The following is a 17,536-nucleotide window of genomic DNA, read 5'->3' as shown; positions in this document are numbered from 1 at the left end:
TGGTACCGGCTTTGCCGGTGTTCGCGGCTGAAGCCGCTCCTACAGGTACAGCGTGGGCCCAAAGCCGGCGCGGTACTTGTGGGAGCGGGCATGCCCGCTCCCACAGGGATTGCGGCAGCTATCAGGTTTTGCGTTAAACGGTCATATGCTGCGTGGCCGGGTGACGCGGTCTACAAGGTAGACCAGCCCGTGGTAATCGATGCCACTATGGCTGGACAGGCCGATCTCGCAGGTGCGGCTGGTGGAGATGCCTTCGCTGCAATATTGCACCGCATCCTTCAGGCTGCGCAGCGAGTGGGCGTTGAGCTCGGGGGTGGTGAAGCCTTTGTCACCGGCAAAGCCGCAGCAATGTATGCCCTCCGGGATCACCACCTGTTTGCTGCACCGCCGCGCCAGGTCGATCAGCGCCTGGCTTTCGCCCAGGTGCTGGGTGCTGCAGGTCACATGCACGGCCACTGGTTCGTCCTGGGGGGTGAACTCCAGGCGCTCGAGCAGGTGGGTGCGGATGAAGCGCACTGGGTCGTACAGGTCCAGCCGGGTGTCGTCCAGGTCCTGCACCAGGCGCAGAGCGCAGGGGCTTGTATCGCAGTAGATAGGGTCGAGGCCGCCGCGGCTGGCGTGCAGCAGGGCGGCAAGCAGTTCCTGGCGTTTGTGTTCGGCCTGCTCGGGGTAGCCCTTCGAGGCGAACGGTTGGCCGCAGCACAGGCTGTCGGCGTTGTCAGGGAACACCACCTGGTAGCCGGCCTTTTCCAGCAGGGCGCGGGTCTTGTCCAGCAGCGAACTCTGCTCACGGTCGGCATAGGCCGGGCCCATCACCCGCGAGACGCAGGCAGCCAGGTACACCACGCGAGGGCGGGCGTCGTTGCTGGCCGGGCCGAAGTCCAGTGGGCGCAGTGGTTGTGGCATCGCCGGGGTCCACTTTGGCAGGCGGCCTTTGCTGGCTTTGTGCAGCGAGGCGCTCAGGCGGCCCAGGCGTGGGGCGCCGAGCAGCTTGCGTGCGGTATTGGCGGCGGTCAGGGTCAGGCGCGCGCCGCCCAGGGCGGTGTGGAAGTGTTCGGCCAGCCAGTCGGCGGTTTTTTCGTGTTCGGCGGCCTGGCTGCGCAGTTTCTTCACCAGTTCGCCGGTGTTGATGCCAACCGGGCAGCGCTGTGCGCACAGGCCGGTGGCGGCGCAGGTGTCGATGCCCTGGTACTGGTAGGTCTGGCGCAATTCCCGGGTGTCGATGCCGGCGCGCTGTTTGGCCTGGATGTCACGCCACATGACGATGCGCTGGCGTGGGCTGAGGGTCAGGCCTTTGGAAGGGCACACCGGTTCGCAGAAGCCGCACTCGATGCACTTGTCGACGATCTCGTCGGCAGCGGGCAGCGGCTTGAGGTTCTTCAGGTGAATGTCCGGATCTTCGCTCAGCACCACGTCGGGGTTGAGGATGCCGTTTGGGTCGAGCAGGCGCTTCAGCTTCCACATCAATTGGTAGGCGTCATGGCCCCATTCCAGCTCCACAAACGGTGCCATGTTGCGCCCGGTGCCGTGCTCGGCCTTGAGCGAGCCGCCGAACTCCACCGCCACCAGTTGCGCCACATCGTCCATGAAGGCCTGGTAGCGTGCGACTTCCTCGGCGCTGTTGAAACCCTGGGTGAAGACGAAGTGCAGGTTGCCTTCCAGGGCGTGGCCGAAAATGATCGCTTCATCGTAGCGATGCTTGTCGAACAGCTGGATCAGGCGGTTGACGCCTTCGGCCAGTTGCTCGATGGGGAAGGTGACGTCTTCGATGATGACGGTGGTGCCGGTCTGGCGTACGGCGCCGACGGCGGGGAAGGTGTCCTTGCGGATTTTCCACAGCTGGTTGTACACGGCGGGGTCTTCGCTGAAGTCCACCTGCTGTTCCAGTGGGAAGTCGGCGATCGAGGCCATCACCTGTTGCAGCTGTTCATGCAGCAGGCTCTGGCTGGCGGCACGGGACTCGATCAGCAGGGCGCAGGCGTTGTCCGACAGGCCTTTTACCCACAGTGGCATGCCGGGCATGTTCTGCACCGAGCGAAGGCTGCGGCGGTCGAGCAGTTCAACGGCCGAGACCGGCTGGCGCTTGAGCACGGTCACCGCGCGGCAGCAGCTTTCCACGCTGGGGAAAACCAGCAGTGCGCTGGCTTTGTGCGGGTGGTCGGGCACGGTGTCGTAGGTGACGGCACTGATGAAGCCCAGGGTACCTTCGGAGCCGACCAACAGGTGCTGCAGGATATCCAGCGGTTGGTCGTAGTCCACCAGTGCGTTCAGCGATAGGCCAGTGGTGTTCTTCAGCCGGTATTTGTGCCGGATGCGCTCGGCGAGTGCAGTGTTGGCGCGGGTCTCGCGGCCCAGGCGGGCCAGTGCTTCCAGCAGGCCGGCGTGGCTGGCCTCGAACGCGGCGACGCTGGCCGGGTCTTCGCTGTCCAGGCGCGTGCCGTCGGCCAGCACCAGGCGCAGGCCGGCCAGGGTGTGGTAGGTATTCTGCGCGGTGCCGCAGCACATGCCGCTGGCGTTGTTGGCGACGATGCCGCCGATCTTGCAGGCGTTGATCGACGCCGGGTCGGGGCCGATCTTGCGCCCGAAGGGAGCCAGCCAGGCATTGGCCTGGGCACCGATGACGCCGGGCTGCAAGCGGATCTGCTCGCCTTGGCCGCGGATTTCGCGGCCGTTCCAGTTATCGCCCAGCACGATCAGCACCGAGTCACTGATGGCCTGGCCGGACAGGCTGGTGCCGGCGGCGCGGAAGGTGACCGGCACCCGCTCGCGCTGGGCCAGTTTGATCAGGCCGACCACTTCGTCTTCTGACTCGACGCGCACCACCAGCTTGGGGATCAGCCGGTAGAAGCTGGCATCGGTGCCGAAAGCCAAAGTGGAGGTGGGGTCGTCGAAGCGGCGTTCGGCGGGGATCAGGCGCTCGGCATCACGCAGGAACGCGGCGGGCAGGCTCATGCAGTCTCCTCGCGGGGCCGTGGCGTCTGTGCGCCCCATGCCCCGGGTCAATCAGGCGGTCGTTCTTGCGGGCGGTCAGGCGCCCAGTTCGCGTACCAGCGAGTCGCGGGTGATCTCGCTGATCGACTTGGCGCCGGTCAGCACCATCGCTACGCGCATTTCCTTTTCGAACAGCTCCAGCAGGTTTTTCACCCCGGCCTGGCCGTGCACGGCAAGGGCGTAGAGGAAGGCGCGGCCGATCAGTACGGTGTCGGCGCCGAGGGCGATCATGCGCACCACGTCGAGGCCGCTGCGGATGCCGGAATCGGCGAGGATCTTCAGGTCACCTTTGACCGCATCGGCAATTGCCGGCAGGGCGCGGGCGCTGGACAGCACGCCGTCGAGCTGGCGGCCGCCGTGGTTGGACACGACGATGCCGTCAGCACCGAACCTGACCGCATCGCGGGCGTCATCGGCATCGAGAATGCCTTTGATGATCATCGGGCCGTCCCAGAACTCGCGGATCCACTCCAGGTCTTTCCAGGAGATCGACGGGTCGAAGTTGTTGGCCAGCCAGCCGATGTAGTCGGCAAGGCCGGTGGGGTTGCCACGGTAGGTGGAAATGTTGCCCAGGTCGTGTGGGCGCCCCATCACACCGACATCCCATGCCCACTCGGGGTGGGTCATGGCTTGCAGCACGCGGCGCAGCGGGCCGTTCTTGCCGCTCATGCCAGAGTGGGCGTCGCGGTAGCGGGCGCCGGGTGTCGGCATGTCGACAGTGAACACCAGGGTCTTGACCCCGGCGGCCTTGGCCCGCTCCAGGGCGTTGCGCATGAAGCCGCGGTCCTTCAGCACGTACAGCTGGAACCACATCGGCCGGTCGATGGCCGGGGCCACTTCTTCGATCGGGCACACCGACACCGTGGACATGGTGAACGGAATGCCGTGGGCCGCCGCCGCACGTGCCGCCTGCACTTCACCACGGCGGGCGTACATGCCGGTGAGGCCGACCGGGGCCAGGGCCACCGGCATGCTCAGGGTTTCGTCGAACAGCTTGGTCTGCAGGCTGAGCTCGGACATGTTCTTCAGCACGCGCTGACGCAGGGCAATGCTGGCCAGGTCCGAGACGTTGTGGCGCAGGGTGTGCTCGGCGTAGGCGCCGCCGTCGGCATAGTGGAACAGGAAGGGAGGCAGCTTGCGTTGGGCCGCGGCGCGATAGTCGGTAGAGGCAGAAATGATCATGGATTCTCGCAGCGTTGCATGTGGGGATTGCCGGGCGCGCGACGGCGCCCGGCCCCTTTCACTTTAGTGATGAACCAGCATGCCGGTCAGCCAGTAGGCCTGGATCAGAGTGATCAGGCCGACGATGGTGGCGAAGAACAGGCTGTGCTTGACGGTGAAGCGGAACAGGTCGGATTCCTTGCCAACCAGGCCGGTGGCGGCGCAAGCCACGGCGATCGACTGCGGCGAGATCATCTTGCCGGTCACGCCGCCGCTGGTGTTGGCTGCTACCAGCAAAGTGTCGTTGACCCCGATCTGGTGCGCGGTGGTGGCCTGCAGCGAGCTGAACAGGGCGTTGGACGAGGTGTCGGAACCGGTCAGGAACACACCCAGCCAGCCGAGGAACGGCGAGAAGAACGGGAACGCGGCACCGGTACCGGCCAGCACCAGGGCCATGGTCGAGGACATGCCCGAGTAGTTGGTGACGAAGGCGAAGGCCAGCACCATGCCGATCGACAGGATTGGCCAGCGCAGCTCCCAGAAGGTTTCCTTGAAAGTGGTCAGACCAGTTTTGAAGTTGATCTTCAGCACGGCCATGGAGATCAGCGCCGAGAGGAAGATCGCGGTGCCGGTGGCAGAGATCGGGTCGAGCTTGAACACCGCTGGCATGGCGGTTGGCGCGGCGACGATCGGTGCGGTCTTGATCACCAGTTGGTCGAGGTGCGGGATGGCGAAGTTGAACACGAAGTTGTACATCGCGCCGCCCGGGGCGAAGGCCGCCTTGAACGGTTTCAGGGTCCAGATGGTGACCAGCACGGTGAGGATCAGGAACGGCGACCAGGCCTTGAAGATCTCGCCAAAGCTGTAGGGGCTTGGTTGGCTGCCGCTTGGCTGGACCACGGCGGCACCGACGCTGCCCTTGGCTTCGGCGAACGAACGCTTTGGCTGCCAGACTTTCAGGAACAGGGTCAGGGCGATCAGGCTGGCCAGGGCCGAGGTGATGTCCGGAAGCTCCGGGCCGATGAAGTTCGAGGTGAAGTACTGGGTGACGGCGAAGCTCAGGCCGGCGACCAGGGCGGCAGGCCAGGTTTCCTTCACGCCACGCAGGCCGTCCATCATGAATACCAGCCAGAACGGTACGAACAGCGACAGCAGCGGCAGCTGGCGACCGGTCATGGCGCCAATGTGGAAGGCGTCGATACCGGTGACCTGGCCGGCCACGATGATCGGGATGCCCAAGGCGCCAAAGGCCACTGGCGCGGTGTTGGCGATCAGGCACAGGCCGGCGGCGTACAGCGGGTTGAAGCCCAGGCCCACCAGCAGCGCGGCAGTGATTGCCACCGGTGCACCAAAGCCCGCCGCACCTTCCAGGAACGCACCGAAGCAGAAACCGATCAGCAGCACTTGCAGGCGCTGGTCGTCGGTAATCGACAGCACCGAACTGCGGATCACTTCGAACTGGCCGCTCTTGACCGTGAGTTTGTACAGGAACACCGCGGCAACGATGATCCAGGCAATCGGCCAGAGGCCGTAGAGGAAGCCATAACCTGCAGCGGCGAATGCCATGTCGACAGGCATCTGGAAGGCGAAGATCGCCACCAGGATCGACAATGCGAGGGTGATGCTGCCGGCCACGTGGCCTTTGAGGCGGAACACCGCGAGGGCAAGGAAGAAGAAGACGATGGGGATGACCGCCGCCAGTGCGGACAGGCCAAGACTACCAAGCGGACTATAGATTTGTTGCCAGGTTTGCATATGGGGTGGCCCCTAATTGTTGTTGGTCAGGCACTGGCATTGGATAATTGGTAAGACCAATTTACAATGGCTGGGCGCTAGGTTAAAAGCGTCTTCGTGGGTGTGTCAATTTGTCCCGTGCAAAACTTTGGTCGTGTGCCGATGAGTGGGCATCTGATGGGCGGGGAAAATCGTCGGCTGGTGGGTGTTTGCAAGGCCCGGATCGGCGAGAATAGGCGCCCCCTGAAATCTGCCGGGGGTTTGTGGAGAGCATGTGATGGTTTTTGATCAGGTCCGCCAACGGCGCCTGTCCGACGACATCGTCGATCGGTTGGAAGGGATGATTCTGGAAGGTACGCTGACCTCGGGTCAGCGGCTGCCGGCCGAGCGCGTCCTTGCCGAGCAGTTCGGCGTGTCCCGCCCATCACTGCGTGAGGCGATCCAGAAGCTGGTGGCCAAGGGGCTGCTGGTCAGCCGCCAGGGTGGGGGCAATTTTGTCGCCGAGTCTCTGGGGTCCACTTTCAGCGACCCATTGCTGCAACTGCTTGAGCACAGTGCCGAGGCGCAGCGTGACCTGCTCGAATTCCGCCATACCCTGGAGGCGTCCTGCGCCTACTACGCGGCCCAGCGCGCCACCCAGCCGGACCGGGCGCGCCTCAAGGCGGCCTTCGATGCGCTGCAGGACTGCTATGCCAGGGCCGACGAAGTGACCCGGGCGGAGGAAGGCGCGGCCGATGCGCGCTTCCACCTGGCGATTGCCGAGGCTAGCCATAATGCCGTGTTGCTGCACACCATTCGGGGCTTGTTCGACCTGCTCAAGCGCAACGTGGTGACCAACATCGGCGGCATGTACCAGCAACGGACCGAGACCCGGGACATGCTGATCAGCCAGCACCGGGAGCTGTACCTGGCGATAGTCGAGGGCAGGGCGGAGGATGCGCGGGAAGTGTCCAGCCGGCACATTCTGTATGTGCAGGAGGTGCTGGAAGAGGCGCATGAAGAAGCGCAGCGAGTGGCGCGGGCGGAGCGGCGTAGCGGGCGTTGAGATCGGTGTTGGATTCTTCGCGGGCTTGCCCGCTTCCACAGGATATGCGCCGGACCCGAAGGCGGCGCGATACCTGTGGGAGCGGGCGAGCCCGCGAAGAGGCCGGAGCAGGCTGAAGAAGAGGTATTACTCTTCCTTGCCCTTGTTCCGCACAGCCCGCTGCAGCTCGCGGTTGGAATCGCGCTCGCGCATGGTATCGCGCTTGTCGAATTCCTTCTTGCCCTTGCCGAGTGCGATTTCGCACTTGATCAGGTGCTTGCTCCAGTACAGCGCCAGGGCCACGCAGGTGTAGCCTTTTTGCGCCACGGCCGCTTCCAGGCGCTCGAGCTCGCGCTTGTTCAGCAGCAGCTTGCGAGTGCGGATGGGGTCGGCTATGACGTGGGTGCTGGCCGTGGTCAGCGGGGTGATGTGGCTGCCGAACAGCCAGGCCTCACCGTCCTTCAGCAGCACGTAGCTGTCAGTCAGGTGCGCCTTGCCGGCTCGCAGGCTTTTTACTTCCCAGCCGGACAGGACCAGCCCGGCCTCGAACTTGTGTTCGATGAAGTAATCGTGTCGCGCCTTCTTGTTCTGCGCGATGGTCCCGGTCGGATGTTTCTTTTGTTTAGCCATAGGGGCGGCATTATAGGCAGTCGCCGCGTCGTCGGCTATGGGATTTCGGTGTGCTTGAGCCACTGCAATGAATGCCGGACAATACAGCCCCTGTCTTTGCGACAGAACCTGTTTTCGGCACGCTGCGAAGCGCCGCCACCCAGCCTTGGAAGTGATGCCTGGATGACTACCCATATTCAACGTTCCGCCCTGCTGCCGTATCCCGCCCAGGCGCTCTACGATCTGGTCAACGATGTGGCCAGCTATCCGCAGTTTCTGCCTTGGTGCTCGGCCTCGACGGTGATCGAAGCCAGCGACACGCACATGCGTGCCAAGCTCGAAGTGGCCAAGGGCGGCATGAGCCAGCACTTCGTCACGCGCAATGTACTGGTGCCTGGGCAGTCTATCGAGATGAACCTGGAGGAGGGGCCGTTCACCCAGTTGCATGGCCTTTGGGTGTTCAAGCCGCTGGGTGAAAAGGCCTGCAAGATCAGCCTGGACCTTTCGTTCGACTATGCTGGCCCGCTGGTGCGCGCGACTTTGGGGCCGCTGTTCAACCAGGCGGCAAATACGCTGGTGGATGCGTTTTGCCAGCGTGCCAAGCAACTGAATGCCTGACTGAAACTGCGGCAACAAAAAGCCCGGACCAGGTCCGGGCTTTTTTGTATCTGCTCGCCGCTTATTGAGGCGAGGTTTCCAGCGGAGCCGGAGTCGGGACCGGGGTGGTCTCGATGGTGTCGATTTCGCGCTGGATGGATTCTTCCACCGAACCTGGCTTGGCCGGTTTTTCTTCAGGCTGCGCGGTTGGCTGCTCTGGCTGGTTGGCCGGGCTGACCGTGGTGTCGCTGCTGCCGCCGAGGATTTCCTGGTCGCGGCTGACTCCTGGCATGAAGTCGCCGGACAGGCTCACCAACTGGTCGCTTTCGTTGAAGAACACGCTCATGCGTTCTTGCTGGCGTTTGCCGCCGCCTGGCTGCAGGCTGTACAGGTAATCCCAACGGTTGGTGTTGAAGGTGTCCTGGATTAGCGGGTTACCCATGATAAACCTTACTTGCCGGCGGGTCATTCCGGGGCGCAATTGGTCTATCATGTCTTGCGTAACGACATTGCCCTGCTGGATGTCGATTTTGTAAACCCCGGGAAACGAGCAACCGGCGAGTGCGAGCAGTCCCACTAGGGTGAGGCTGGTTAGCAAGAGCTTGGTGTTTTGCATCGGTGGGCGACTTCCACTATCTTGGCTGGACAACGTAAACCCCGATCATACCCGTATTAAGAGAAGCTGCGAAGCAGCATCGGCGAGAAAGCTGACCATGGTTGAAAATAGCGAATTGCGCAAAGCCGGTCTCAAGGTGACCCTGCCTCGAGTCAAGATCCTTCAGATGCTCGACTCTACCGAGCAGCGTCACATGAGCGCCGAGGATGTCTACAAGGCGCTGATGGAGGCTGGCGAGGACGTGGGCCTGGCCACCGTCTACCGCGTACTGACCCAGTTCGAAGCGGCTGGTCTGGTGGTTCGCCACAACTTCGACGGCGGTCATGCGGTGTTCGAACTGGCCGATGGCGGTCACCACGACCATATGGTCAACGTGGAGACCAGTGAAGTCATCGAGTTCATGGATGCCGAGATCGAGAAACGCCAGCGCGAAATCGTGGCCGAGCATGGCTACGAGCTGGTGGACCACAATCTGGTCCTGTACGTACGTAAAAAGAAGTAACGATTTTTATCGTTATGAATGACAAAGGCGACCTTCGGGTCGCCTTTGTGCTTTCGGGGATCTTGAGCGCGGCGATGGGCCTTGTAGGAGCGGCCTTGTGTCGCGAAAGGGCTGCGCAGCGGCCCCAGGTTTTCAGCTTCGCAGCATAGATTGCCGGGGCCGCTTTGCGGCCCTTTCGCGACACAAGGCCGCTCCTACAGGGAGTGTCAGGCCTTGCCGCTTACCACCATCTTGCGCGCATGCGCCAGGGATTCCTTGGTCAGGTCTATGCCGCCCAGCATCCTCGCCACTTCCTCGACCCGCTCGCGCTTGCCCAGATTGGCCACGGCGGTGTGGGTAGTGTCGCTATTGCGCACCTTGTGTACGAACAGGTGGTGATGACCTTGTGCTGCTACTTGCGGCAGGTGGGTTACGGTCAGCACCTGGCCTCGCTCGCCCAGGCGGCGCAGCAATTGGCCGACGATTTCGGCAGTAGGCCCGCCGATACCGACGTCGACTTCGTCGAACACCAGGGTTGGAATGCGTGAGGTCTGCGCGGTAATCACCTGGATCGCCAGGCTGATGCGGGACAGTTCGCCACCTGAAGCCACCTTGGCCAGGCCCTTGAGCGGTTGGCCAGGGTTGGCGCTGACCAGTAGCTCGATCTGCTCCAGGCCATGAGGCGAAAGGTCTGCTCCCTCATTGGGGGTAAGTGCGATGCAGAAGCGCCCGCCGGGCATGCCCAGGCGCTGGATCTCCTGCTCGACGGCCACTGCCAGCTGCTGGGCAGCCTGTTGGCGTAGTGCGCTGAGCTCGCGAGCCTTCTCTTTATAGTGTTGGGCGAAGGCGGCCAGCTCTTCACCCAACCGCTCGATCGACTCGTCACTGGCGTTCAGGCCCTCCAGCTCTTCCATCAGCTGCTGTTGCAGGTGGGGCAGTTCGGTGGGGTGCACACGGTGTTTGCGCGCCAGCGTATAGATAGTGTCGAGGCGTTCTTCCAGTGCCTGCAGGCGCATGGGGTCGGCGTCGAAGTTGTCGAGAAAACGGTTGAGCTCGCCCACGGCTTCTTCGACCTGGATCTGCGCACTGGCGATCAGGTTGGCTGCTTCGCCCAGTGCCTTTGGCGAGTTGGTGGCGGCACCCAGGCGGTTGAGGCTGGAGGTGAGGGCGCTGAGCACATTGCCCGAATCGCTCTCGCTGCACTGGTCGATGACCTGGCGGCAGATGCCGAACAGGGCTTCGGCGCTGGTCAGGTTCTTGTGTTCCTGCTCCAACTGCTCCAGCTCGTGTTCGCCCAGGCCGAGGTTGTCCAGTTCCTCCAGCTGATAGCTCAGCAGCTGATGGCGGGCGCGCTGCTCATCGCCGGAGTTGGACAGGCGCTCCAGTTCCAGACGGGTCTGGTTCCAGCGCTTGGCTGCCAGCTGTACCTGGCGGGCCAGGTCGACGGCGCCGGCGTACTCGTCGAGCAGGCGGCGGTGGGTGTCGGTCTTGAGTAGTGACTGGTGCTCGTGCTGGCTGTGGATATCGATCAGCAACTCGCCCAGCGCCTTGAGGTCGCCGAGCGGGCAGGGCGTGCCATTGATGTAGCCGCGGCTGCGGCCTTCGGCGGTGATCACCCGGCGCAGGATGCACAGGCCGTCGTTGTCCAGGTCACGCTCGGCCAGCCAGGCATGCGCCTCGGGGATGTCCACCAGGTCGAAGGTGGCGAGGATGTCTGCCTTGTCCGTGCCGGGGCGCACCACGCCACTGTCGGCCCGGTCGCCCAGGGCCAGACCGAGGGCATCGAGCATGATCGATTTGCCTGCACCGGTCTCACCGGTGATGACGGACATGCCTCGGGCGATCTCGAGGTCGAGGTGCTCGACGATGGCGTAGTTGTGAATGGACAGGTGCACCAGCATGGGGCGGCTCCCGAAAGTCAGGTCTGGTTATTTATACAGTACTTTTTTCGGGCCTGCCAATGCCCCTTGGCAGATTCTGTTGCAGCCGGGAAAACGACCTTGCCCCTTGAAGCTGGTTTTTCCGGCCCCATATAGCCGACATCAAAGGCGAGCCTGGCTCGCAGTCCACAAAATTGCGCAGGAGAGACCCCATGGCTGACGAACAGCTGAACGAGAAAGACCTTAACGTCGAAGAGACCGGTGCAGGTAATGCTGCCGATGCCCGCGTCCTGGAACTCGAGGAGCAGCTGGCCGCCGCCAAGGACCAGGCGCTGCGCGCCGTTGCCGACGTGCAGAACGCTCGTCGTCGTGCCGAGCAGGATGTCGAGAAAGCCCACAAGTTTGCCCTCGAGAAGTTCTCGGGCGACCTGCTGCCGGTGATCGACAGCCTGGAACTGGCCCTGGCGCACTCCAGTGCCGACGATGAGCACGTCAAGCAGATCCGCGAGGGTGTCGAGCTGACCCTGAAGATGTTCCAGGACACTCTCAAGCGCTACAACCTCGAAGCAGTCGACCCGCACGGCCAGCCGTTCAACCCAGAGCACCACCAGGCCATGGCCATGCAGGAAAACGCCGAAGTGGAGCCGAACAGCGTGCTGAACGTGTTCCAGAAGGGCTATCTGCTCAACGGTCGTCTGCTGCGCCCCGCCATGGTGGTGGTCAGCAAGGCGCCAAGCGCGGCGCAACCCTCGATCAATGAAAAGGCTTGAAATCCATCCGGGCATCCCCATCTAGGTGTCAAGCCTTCAAGTATTACCGCAGTTGGCCAAAGTAGTCGCTGCTACCAAATTCAAGTTTCGGGAGAGTTAACATGGGTAAAATCATCGGTATCGACCTGGGGACCACCAACTCGTGCGTCTCTGTTCTGGAAAACGGTAACGTCAAGGTCATCGAAAACGCCGAAGGTGCGCGTACCACCCCTTCGATCGTGGCCTACGCCAATGACGGCGAAATCCTGGTTGGTCAGTCGGCCAAGCGTCAGGCGGTCACCAACCCGCACAACACTCTGTTCGCAGTGAAGCGCCTGATCGGCCGCCGCTTCGAAGAAGATGTTGTACAGAAAGACATCAAGCTGGTGCCTTACAAGATCGTCAAGGCCAGCAATGGCGACGCCTGGGTACAGGCCAGTGGCAAGGACATGGCTCCGCCGCAGATCAGCGCCGAAGTCCTGAAGAAAATGAAGAAAACCGCCGAAGACTACCTCGGCGAGCCAGTTACCGAAGCGGTCATCACCGTTCCGGCCTACTTCAATGACAGTCAGCGTCAGGCCACCAAGGATGCCGGTCGCATCGCTGGTCTGGATGTAAAACGCATCATCAACGAGCCGACTGCCGCTGCACTGGCTTACGGCATGGACAAGGCCAAGGGCGACCACACCGTCATCGTTTATGACCTGGGTGGTGGTACCTTCGACGTTTCGGTCATCGAGATTGCCGAAGTCGACGGTGAGCACCAGTTCGAAGTACTGGCTACCAACGGCGACACCTTCCTGGGTGGCGAAGACTTCGACATGCGCCTGATCGACTACCTCGTCGACGAGTTCAAGAAAGAGTCCGGCATGGACCTGAAGAACGATCCGCTGGCACTGCAGCGTCTGAAAGAAGCCGCTGAAAAGGCCAAGATCGAACTGTCCTCCGCTCAGTCGACCGACGTAAACCTGCCGTACATCACTGCAGACGCTACCGGTCCGAAGCACCTGAACGTGAAGATTTCCCGCGCCAAGCTGGAATCGCTGGTCGAAGACCTGGTTGCCCGTACCATCGAGCCTTGCCGTATCGCCCTGAAGGACGCCGGTATCGATGCAAGCAAGATCGACGACGTGATCCTGGTCGGTGGCCAGACCCGTATGCCGCTGGTGCAGAAAGCCGTTGCCGACTTCTTCGGTAAAGAAGCGCGCAAGGACGTCAACCCGGACGAAGCCGTGGCCATGGGTGCTGCCATCCAGGGCGCGGTGCTGGCTGGTGACGTCAAGGACGTACTGCTGCTGGACGTCAGCCCGCTGACCCTTGGTATCGAAACCATGGGTGGCGTGATGACTTCGCTGATCGAGAAGAACACCACCATCCCGACCAAGAAGTCGCAGGTGTTCTCGACTGCCGACGACAACCAGGGTGCCGTGACCATTCACGTGCTGCAGGGTGAGCGCAAGCAGGCTGCACAGAACAAGTCGCTGGGCAAGTTCGACCTGGCTGACATTCCGCCGGCTCCACGTGGCGTTCCGCAGATCGAAGTAACCTTCGACATCGACGCCAACGGCATCCTGCACGTCAGTGCCAAGGACAAGGCTACCGGCAAGTCGCAGTCGATCGTGATCAAGGCCAACTCCGGCCTGTCGGACGAAGAGATCGAGCGCATGGTGCGTGACGCCGAGGCCAACGCTGAGGAAGACCGCAAGTTCGAAGAGCTGGCCGCTGCCCGTAACCAGGGTGATGCGCTGGTTCACTCGACCCGCAAGATGGTCGCTGACGCTGGTGACAAGGTTACCGCTGAAGAGAAAGCCGCCATCGAGGCTGCCGTTGTTGCCCTGGAAGCCGCTGTCAAAGGCGACGACAAGGCTGCCATCGACGCCAAGGTCGAGGAGCTGTCCAAGGTTTCGGCGCCGGTTGCCCAGAAGATGTACGCCGAGCAGTCGGCCGAACAGCCTCAGGGCGGCGCACAGCAGGCCGAGCCGGAAGCCAAGCACGATGACGTGGTTGACGCTGAGTTCGAAGAAGTGAAAGACAACAACAAGCAGTAATCCCTGCATGTTGTCGGCCAGTTCACTGCCGTTTGGTGGTGAGCTGGTAGGATGTCGCCGCGCGGGGGCTTGCTCCCGCGTTGGCGTATCTGGAATTCGAGAATTTTTACAGCATCTGTCGGTGGCCCTGGTGGGCAAAGGGCGGGTGCTGATGGCGCGGCGTAGATGCCAGACGCCCAACAAGGTGCAAATGACCTATGTCCAAGCGTGATTATTATGAGGTATTGGGTGTCGAGCGCGGCGCCAGCGAATCAGACCTCAAGAAGGCTTACCGTCGCCTGGCGATGAAGTACCATCCGGACCGCAACCCAGGCGACAAAGAGTCGGAAGACAAGTTCAAGGAGGCCAACGAGGCCTACGAAGTGCTGTCTGACGCCAGCAAGCGTGCTGCGTTCGACCAGTACGGTCATGCGGGTGTGGACCCGAGCATGGGTGGTGGTGGCGCAGGTTTCGGTGGTGCCAACTTCTCCGACATCTTCGGCGATGTGTTCAGCGACTTCTTCGGGGGTGGCCGCGGCGGCTCGCGTGGTGGTGCCCAGCGCGGCAGTGACCTGCGCTACACACTGGAACTGAACCTGGAAGAAGCGGTACGTGGCACCACGGTCAGCATCCGTGTGCCCACGCTGGTCAACTGCCAGCCGTGCGACGGCTCCGGTGCCAAGAAGGGCTCGACCCCGTCCACCTGCCCGACTTGTGGCGGTATCGGCCAGGTGCGCATGCAACAGGGCTTCTTCTCGGTACAGCAGACCTGCCCGCGCTGCCATGGCCAGGGCAAGATCATTACCGACCCCTGCACCTCGTGCCACGGCGAAGGCCGTGTCGAGGAATACAAGACGCTGTCGGTCAAGGTGCCGGCAGGTGTCGATACTGGCGACCGCATCCGCCTCTCGGGCGAGGGCGAGGCTGGTACCCATGGTGGCCCGACCGGCGATCTGTATGTAGTGATCAACGTGCGTGAGCACGAGATCTTCCAGCGTGATGGCAAGCACCTGTACTGCGAAGTGCCAATCAGCTACACCGATGCTGCCTTGGGTGGCGAACTGGAGGTGCCGACCCTCGATGGTCGGGTGAAGCTGAAGATCCCGGAGGGTACCCAGACCGGCAAGCAGTTCCGCCTGCGCGGCAAGGGTGTTGCCCCGGTGCGCGGTGGTGGTGCGGGCGACCTGCTGTGTCGTGTGGCGGTGGAAACCCCGGTCAATCTCAGTCGTCGTCAGCGCGAGTTGCTCGAAGAGCTGCGTGATTCGCTGGAAGGCGATAGCTCTCACTCGCCCAAGGCCAGTGGCTGGTTCGATGGCGTGAAGCGCTTCTTCGGCGATCTCTGACAAGGAAATGGCTATGCGACGTATTGCAGTGATGGGTGCGGCAGGGCGGATGGGCAAGACCCTCGTCGAGGCCGTGCAGCAACAGGCCCCCCAGGCGGGCCTGACGGCGGCGATAGACCGCCCGGACAGCTCGCTGGTTGGGGCTGATGCTGGTGAGTTGGCGGCCTTGGGTCGTATTGGTGTGCCGATTTCCGACGACTTGTCCAAGGTGGTCGACGAGTTCGACGTGCTGATCGATTTCACTCACCCTTCGGTGACCCTGAAGAACCTGGCGTTCTGCCGCAAGGCGGGCAAGGCCATGGTCATTGGTACTACTGGCTTCACGCCGGAAGAGAAGCAGCTGCTGGCCGAGGCTGGCAAGGAAATCCCGATCGTTTTTGCCGCCAACTTCAGCGTCGGCGTCAACCTGTGCCTTAAGCTGCTGGATACCGCAGCGCGCGTGCTGGGTGACGATGTGGATATCGAAATCCTCGAAGCGCACCACCGGCACAAGGTCGATGCGCCGTCGGGCACCGCGCTGCGCATGGGTGAAGTGGTTGCCCAGGCGCTGGGTCGCAACCTGCAGGAAGTGGCCGTGTATGGCCGTGAAGGGCAGACCGGTGCACGTGAGCGTCAGACCATCGGCTTCGCCACCGTGCGTGCTGGAGATGTGGTGGGTGACCATACCGTGCTGTTCGCAGCCGAAGGCGAGCGCGTGGAGATCACCCACAAGGCTTCCAGCCGCATGACCTTCGCCAAGGGTGCCGTACGTGCGGCGCTGTGGCTGGACGGGCGTGAGCCTGGCCTGTATGACATGCAGGATGTGCTCGAGCTGCGTTAAGCAGTTGGAGCCGTGCTGGCTTCTTCGCGGGGTTACCCGCGAATGAAGCCAGCACAGATGTCAGCCTGTCGCATTGATGTGTTTTAGAGGCACATCCGCGGTAGACCGAAAACGCACTTTTCTGTAAGCTACAGCTTTAGTGTGTCCACTAAAAGCGCGCAGCGAATTGAATTCAGCACATGAAAGCGGGGTGACGTGTCCATACGTCACTCCGCTTTTTTGCAACCTGCGATCGCCCTTTCATGCTTGATTTACGGGAGGTCTTCTTGACAAAGCCAGCCATACTCGCCCTTGCCGACGGCAGTATTTTCCGCGGTGAAGCTATCGGTGCCGACGGTCAGACCGTTGGTGAGGTGGTATTCAACACCGCTATGACCGGCTACCAGGAAATCCTTACAGACCCTTCCTATGCGCAGCAAATCGTTACCCTGACCTACCCGCACATCGGCAATACCGGTACTACCCCGGAAGACGCCGAGTCGAACCGCGTCTGGTCCGCTGGCCTGGTCATTCGTGACCTGCCGCTGCTGGCCAGCAACTGGCGTAACACCCAGTCGCTGCCTGAGTACCTCAAGGCCAACAACGTCGTCGCCATCGCCGGCATCGACACCCGTCGCCTGACCCGAATCCTGCGTGAAAAGGGCGCTCAGAACGGTTGCATCCTCGCCGGTGACAACATCAGCGAAGAAGCCGCCATCGCCGCTGCCCGCGCTTTCCCGGGTCTGAAGGGCATGGACCTGGCCAAGGTCGTTTCCACCAAGGAACGCTACGAGTGGCGCTCCAGCGTGTGGGAACTGAAGACCGACAGCCACCCGACCATCGAAGCCGCTGACCTGCCTTACCACGTGGTCGCCTTCGACTACGGCGTCAAGCTGAACATCCTGCGCATGCTGGTTGCCCGTGGCTGCCGCGTGACCGTGGTGCCGGCCCAGACTCCGGCCAGCGAAGTGCTGGCACTCAACCCGGACGGCGTGTTCCTGTCCAACGGCCCTGGTGACCCCGAGCCTTGCGACTACGCCATCCAGGCGATCAAGGAAATCCTCGAGACCGAGATCCCGGTATTCGGTATCTGCCTGGGCCACCAGCTGCTGGCCCTGGCTTCTGGCGCCAAGACCGTGAAAATGGGTCATGGCCACCACGGTGCCAACCACCCGGTCCAGGATCTGGACACCGGTGTGGTCATGATCACCAGCCAGAACCACGGCTTTGCCGTTGACGAGGCCACCCTGCCGGGCAACGTCCGCGCCATCCACAAGTCGCTGTTCGACGGCACCCTGCAGGGTATCGAGCGTACCGACAAGAGCGCCTTCAGCTTCCAGGGCCACCCTGAAGCGAGCCCAGGCCCGACCGACGTCGCGCCACTGTTCGATCGTTTCATCGATGCCATGGCCAAGCGCCGCTGAGCATCCTGCTTCAAGGCCCCGGGCCGGCTTGCGCCGCGCCCGGAAGCGCCTGACCCAGATTGTTCAAAGCGGCTTGCCGACTGACCCCGGATTTGAGTGAC

Annotated in this window: 14 protein-coding genes; 8 read left to right on the top strand and 6 right to left on the bottom strand. The window is 62.6% G+C overall.

What is annotated here, in order from left to right; all coding sequences use genetic code 11:
• Positions 1-141 precede the first annotated feature (141 nt).
• From GEV38_RS23790 to GEV38_RS23780, 3 genes are all read right to left on the bottom strand, one after another.
• Positions 142-2,952: an FAD-binding and (Fe-S)-binding domain-containing protein gene (locus GEV38_RS23790; protein WP_054573640.1), complete on the bottom strand. Its 2,811-nt coding sequence runs from the start codon at positions 2,950-2,952 to the stop codon at positions 142-144.
• A gap of 75 nt (positions 2,953-3,027) precedes the next feature.
• Positions 3,028-4,173, bottom strand: coding sequence for an FMN-dependent L-lactate dehydrogenase LldD (gene lldD / locus GEV38_RS23785; protein WP_013974303.1), 1,146 nt, complete (start codon positions 4,171-4,173; stop codon positions 3,028-3,030).
• 63 nt (positions 4,174-4,236) lie between these two features.
• Entirely contained in the window at positions 4,237-5,907 is a 1,671-nt protein-coding gene (locus GEV38_RS23780; protein WP_015271872.1) for a lactate permease LctP family transporter, read from the bottom strand.
• Between the two features lie 256 nt (positions 5,908-6,163).
• Here GEV38_RS23780 and GEV38_RS23775 point away from each other — a divergent pair, with 256 nt between their 5' ends.
• A complete protein-coding gene (locus tag GEV38_RS23775; protein WP_013974301.1) occupies positions 6,164-6,931 on the top strand; it encodes an FCD domain-containing protein in 768 nt (255 codons plus the stop codon).
• A 126-nt stretch (positions 6,932-7,057) separates the two neighbouring features.
• Here the strand turns inward: GEV38_RS23775 and smpB are convergent, their stop codons facing one another.
• Complete coding sequence (gene smpB / locus GEV38_RS23770; RefSeq protein ID WP_013974300.1) at positions 7,058-7,540, bottom strand: SsrA-binding protein SmpB; 483 nt, start codon at positions 7,538-7,540, stop codon at positions 7,058-7,060.
• Positions 7,541-7,702: 162 nt separating this feature from the next.
• Between smpB and GEV38_RS23765 the strand changes: the two genes are divergently transcribed.
• The gene (locus GEV38_RS23765; RefSeq protein ID WP_003258078.1) at positions 7,703-8,137 is read left to right on the top strand and encodes a type II toxin-antitoxin system RatA family toxin; all 435 of its coding nucleotides are present in this window, start codon (positions 7,703-7,705) and stop codon (positions 8,135-8,137) included.
• 61 nt (positions 8,138-8,198) lie between these two features.
• On the opposite strand, the gene GEV38_RS23760 is transcribed toward GEV38_RS23765, so the two are convergent.
• Positions 8,199-8,732 (bottom strand): outer membrane protein assembly factor BamE, encoded by a 534-nt coding sequence (locus GEV38_RS23760; RefSeq protein WP_015271871.1) that lies wholly within the window; start codon positions 8,730-8,732, stop codon positions 8,199-8,201.
• Positions 8,733-8,829: 97 nt separating this feature from the next.
• Between GEV38_RS23760 and fur the strand changes: the two genes are divergently transcribed.
• A complete protein-coding gene (gene fur, locus GEV38_RS23755) occupies positions 8,830-9,234 on the top strand; it encodes a ferric iron uptake transcriptional regulator (protein ID WP_015271870.1) in 405 nt (134 codons plus the stop codon).
• A 206-nt stretch (positions 9,235-9,440) separates the two neighbouring features.
• Here fur and recN read toward each other — a convergent pair whose 3' ends face one another.
• The gene (gene recN, locus GEV38_RS23750) at positions 9,441-11,114 is read right to left on the bottom strand and encodes a DNA repair protein RecN (RefSeq protein WP_025340710.1); all 1,674 of its coding nucleotides are present in this window, start codon (positions 11,112-11,114) and stop codon (positions 9,441-9,443) included.
• A 191-nt stretch (positions 11,115-11,305) separates the two neighbouring features.
• Here recN and grpE point away from each other — a divergent pair, with 191 nt between their 5' ends.
• From grpE to carA, 5 genes are all read left to right on the top strand, one after another.
• On the top strand, positions 11,306-11,863 hold the full coding sequence (gene grpE / locus GEV38_RS23745; RefSeq protein WP_003258073.1) for a nucleotide exchange factor GrpE: 558 nt from the start codon (positions 11,306-11,308) through the stop codon (positions 11,861-11,863).
• Between the two features lie 101 nt (positions 11,864-11,964).
• Positions 11,965-13,890 (top strand): molecular chaperone DnaK, encoded by a 1,926-nt coding sequence (gene dnaK, locus GEV38_RS23740; RefSeq protein ID WP_015271867.1) that lies wholly within the window; start codon positions 11,965-11,967, stop codon positions 13,888-13,890.
• 197 nt (positions 13,891-14,087) lie between these two features.
• On the top strand, positions 14,088-15,212 hold the full coding sequence (dnaJ, locus tag GEV38_RS23735; protein WP_013974296.1) for a molecular chaperone DnaJ: 1,125 nt from the start codon (positions 14,088-14,090) through the stop codon (positions 15,210-15,212).
• A gap of 13 nt (positions 15,213-15,225) precedes the next feature.
• Positions 15,226-16,032, top strand: a complete 807-nt coding sequence (dapB, locus tag GEV38_RS23730) for a 4-hydroxy-tetrahydrodipicolinate reductase (protein ID WP_015271866.1) — start codon at positions 15,226-15,228, stop codon at positions 16,030-16,032.
• Positions 16,033-16,298: 266 nt separating this feature from the next.
• Positions 16,299-17,435, top strand: a complete 1,137-nt coding sequence (gene carA / locus GEV38_RS23725; RefSeq protein ID WP_013974294.1) for a glutamine-hydrolyzing carbamoyl-phosphate synthase small subunit — start codon at positions 16,299-16,301, stop codon at positions 17,433-17,435.
• The last annotated feature ends 101 nt before the right edge of the window (positions 17,436-17,536 follow it).

This window comes from Pseudomonas sp. 13159349 (genome assembly GCF_013305685.1).
Lineage (GTDB): Bacteria > Pseudomonadota > Gammaproteobacteria > Pseudomonadales > Pseudomonadaceae > Aquipseudomonas > Aquipseudomonas asiatica.
The sequence above is the reverse complement of the archived record's forward strand: the minus strand, read 5'-3'. Positions and strand labels throughout refer to the sequence as shown.

Excerpts from the sequence above, each read along its gene's own strand:
- fur (WP_015271870.1), top strand. The coding sequence starts at position 8,830 with ATGGTTGAAAATAGCGAATTGCGCAAAGCCGGTCTCAAGGTGACCCTG.
- dnaJ (WP_013974296.1), top strand. The coding sequence starts at position 14,088 with ATGTCCAAGCGTGATTATTATGAGGTATTGGGTGTCGAGCGCGGCGCC.
- GEV38_RS23780 (WP_015271872.1), bottom strand. The coding sequence starts at position 5,907 with ATGCAAACCTGGCAACAAATCTATAGTCCGCTTGGTAGTCTTGGCCTG.
- dapB (WP_015271866.1), top strand. The coding sequence starts at position 15,226 with ATGCGACGTATTGCAGTGATGGGTGCGGCAGGGCGGATGGGCAAGACC.
- GEV38_RS23765 (WP_003258078.1), top strand. The coding sequence starts at position 7,703 with ATGACTACCCATATTCAACGTTCCGCCCTGCTGCCGTATCCCGCCCAG.
- lldD (WP_013974303.1), bottom strand. The coding sequence starts at position 4,173 with ATGATCATTTCTGCCTCTACCGACTATCGCGCCGCGGCCCAACGCAAG.
- grpE (WP_003258073.1), top strand. The coding sequence starts at position 11,306 with ATGGCTGACGAACAGCTGAACGAGAAAGACCTTAACGTCGAAGAGACC.
- GEV38_RS23790 (WP_054573640.1), bottom strand. The coding sequence starts at position 2,952 with ATGAGCCTGCCCGCCGCGTTCCTGCGTGATGCCGAGCGCCTGATCCCC.
- recN (WP_025340710.1), bottom strand. The coding sequence starts at position 11,114 with ATGCTGGTGCACCTGTCCATTCACAACTACGCCATCGTCGAGCACCTC.
- GEV38_RS23760 (WP_015271871.1), bottom strand. The coding sequence starts at position 8,732 with ATGCAAAACACCAAGCTCTTGCTAACCAGCCTCACCCTAGTGGGACTG.
- smpB (WP_013974300.1), bottom strand. The coding sequence starts at position 7,540 with ATGGCTAAACAAAAGAAACATCCGACCGGGACCATCGCGCAGAACAAG.
- GEV38_RS23775 (WP_013974301.1), top strand. The coding sequence starts at position 6,164 with ATGGTTTTTGATCAGGTCCGCCAACGGCGCCTGTCCGACGACATCGTC.
- dnaK (WP_015271867.1), top strand. The coding sequence starts at position 11,965 with ATGGGTAAAATCATCGGTATCGACCTGGGGACCACCAACTCGTGCGTC.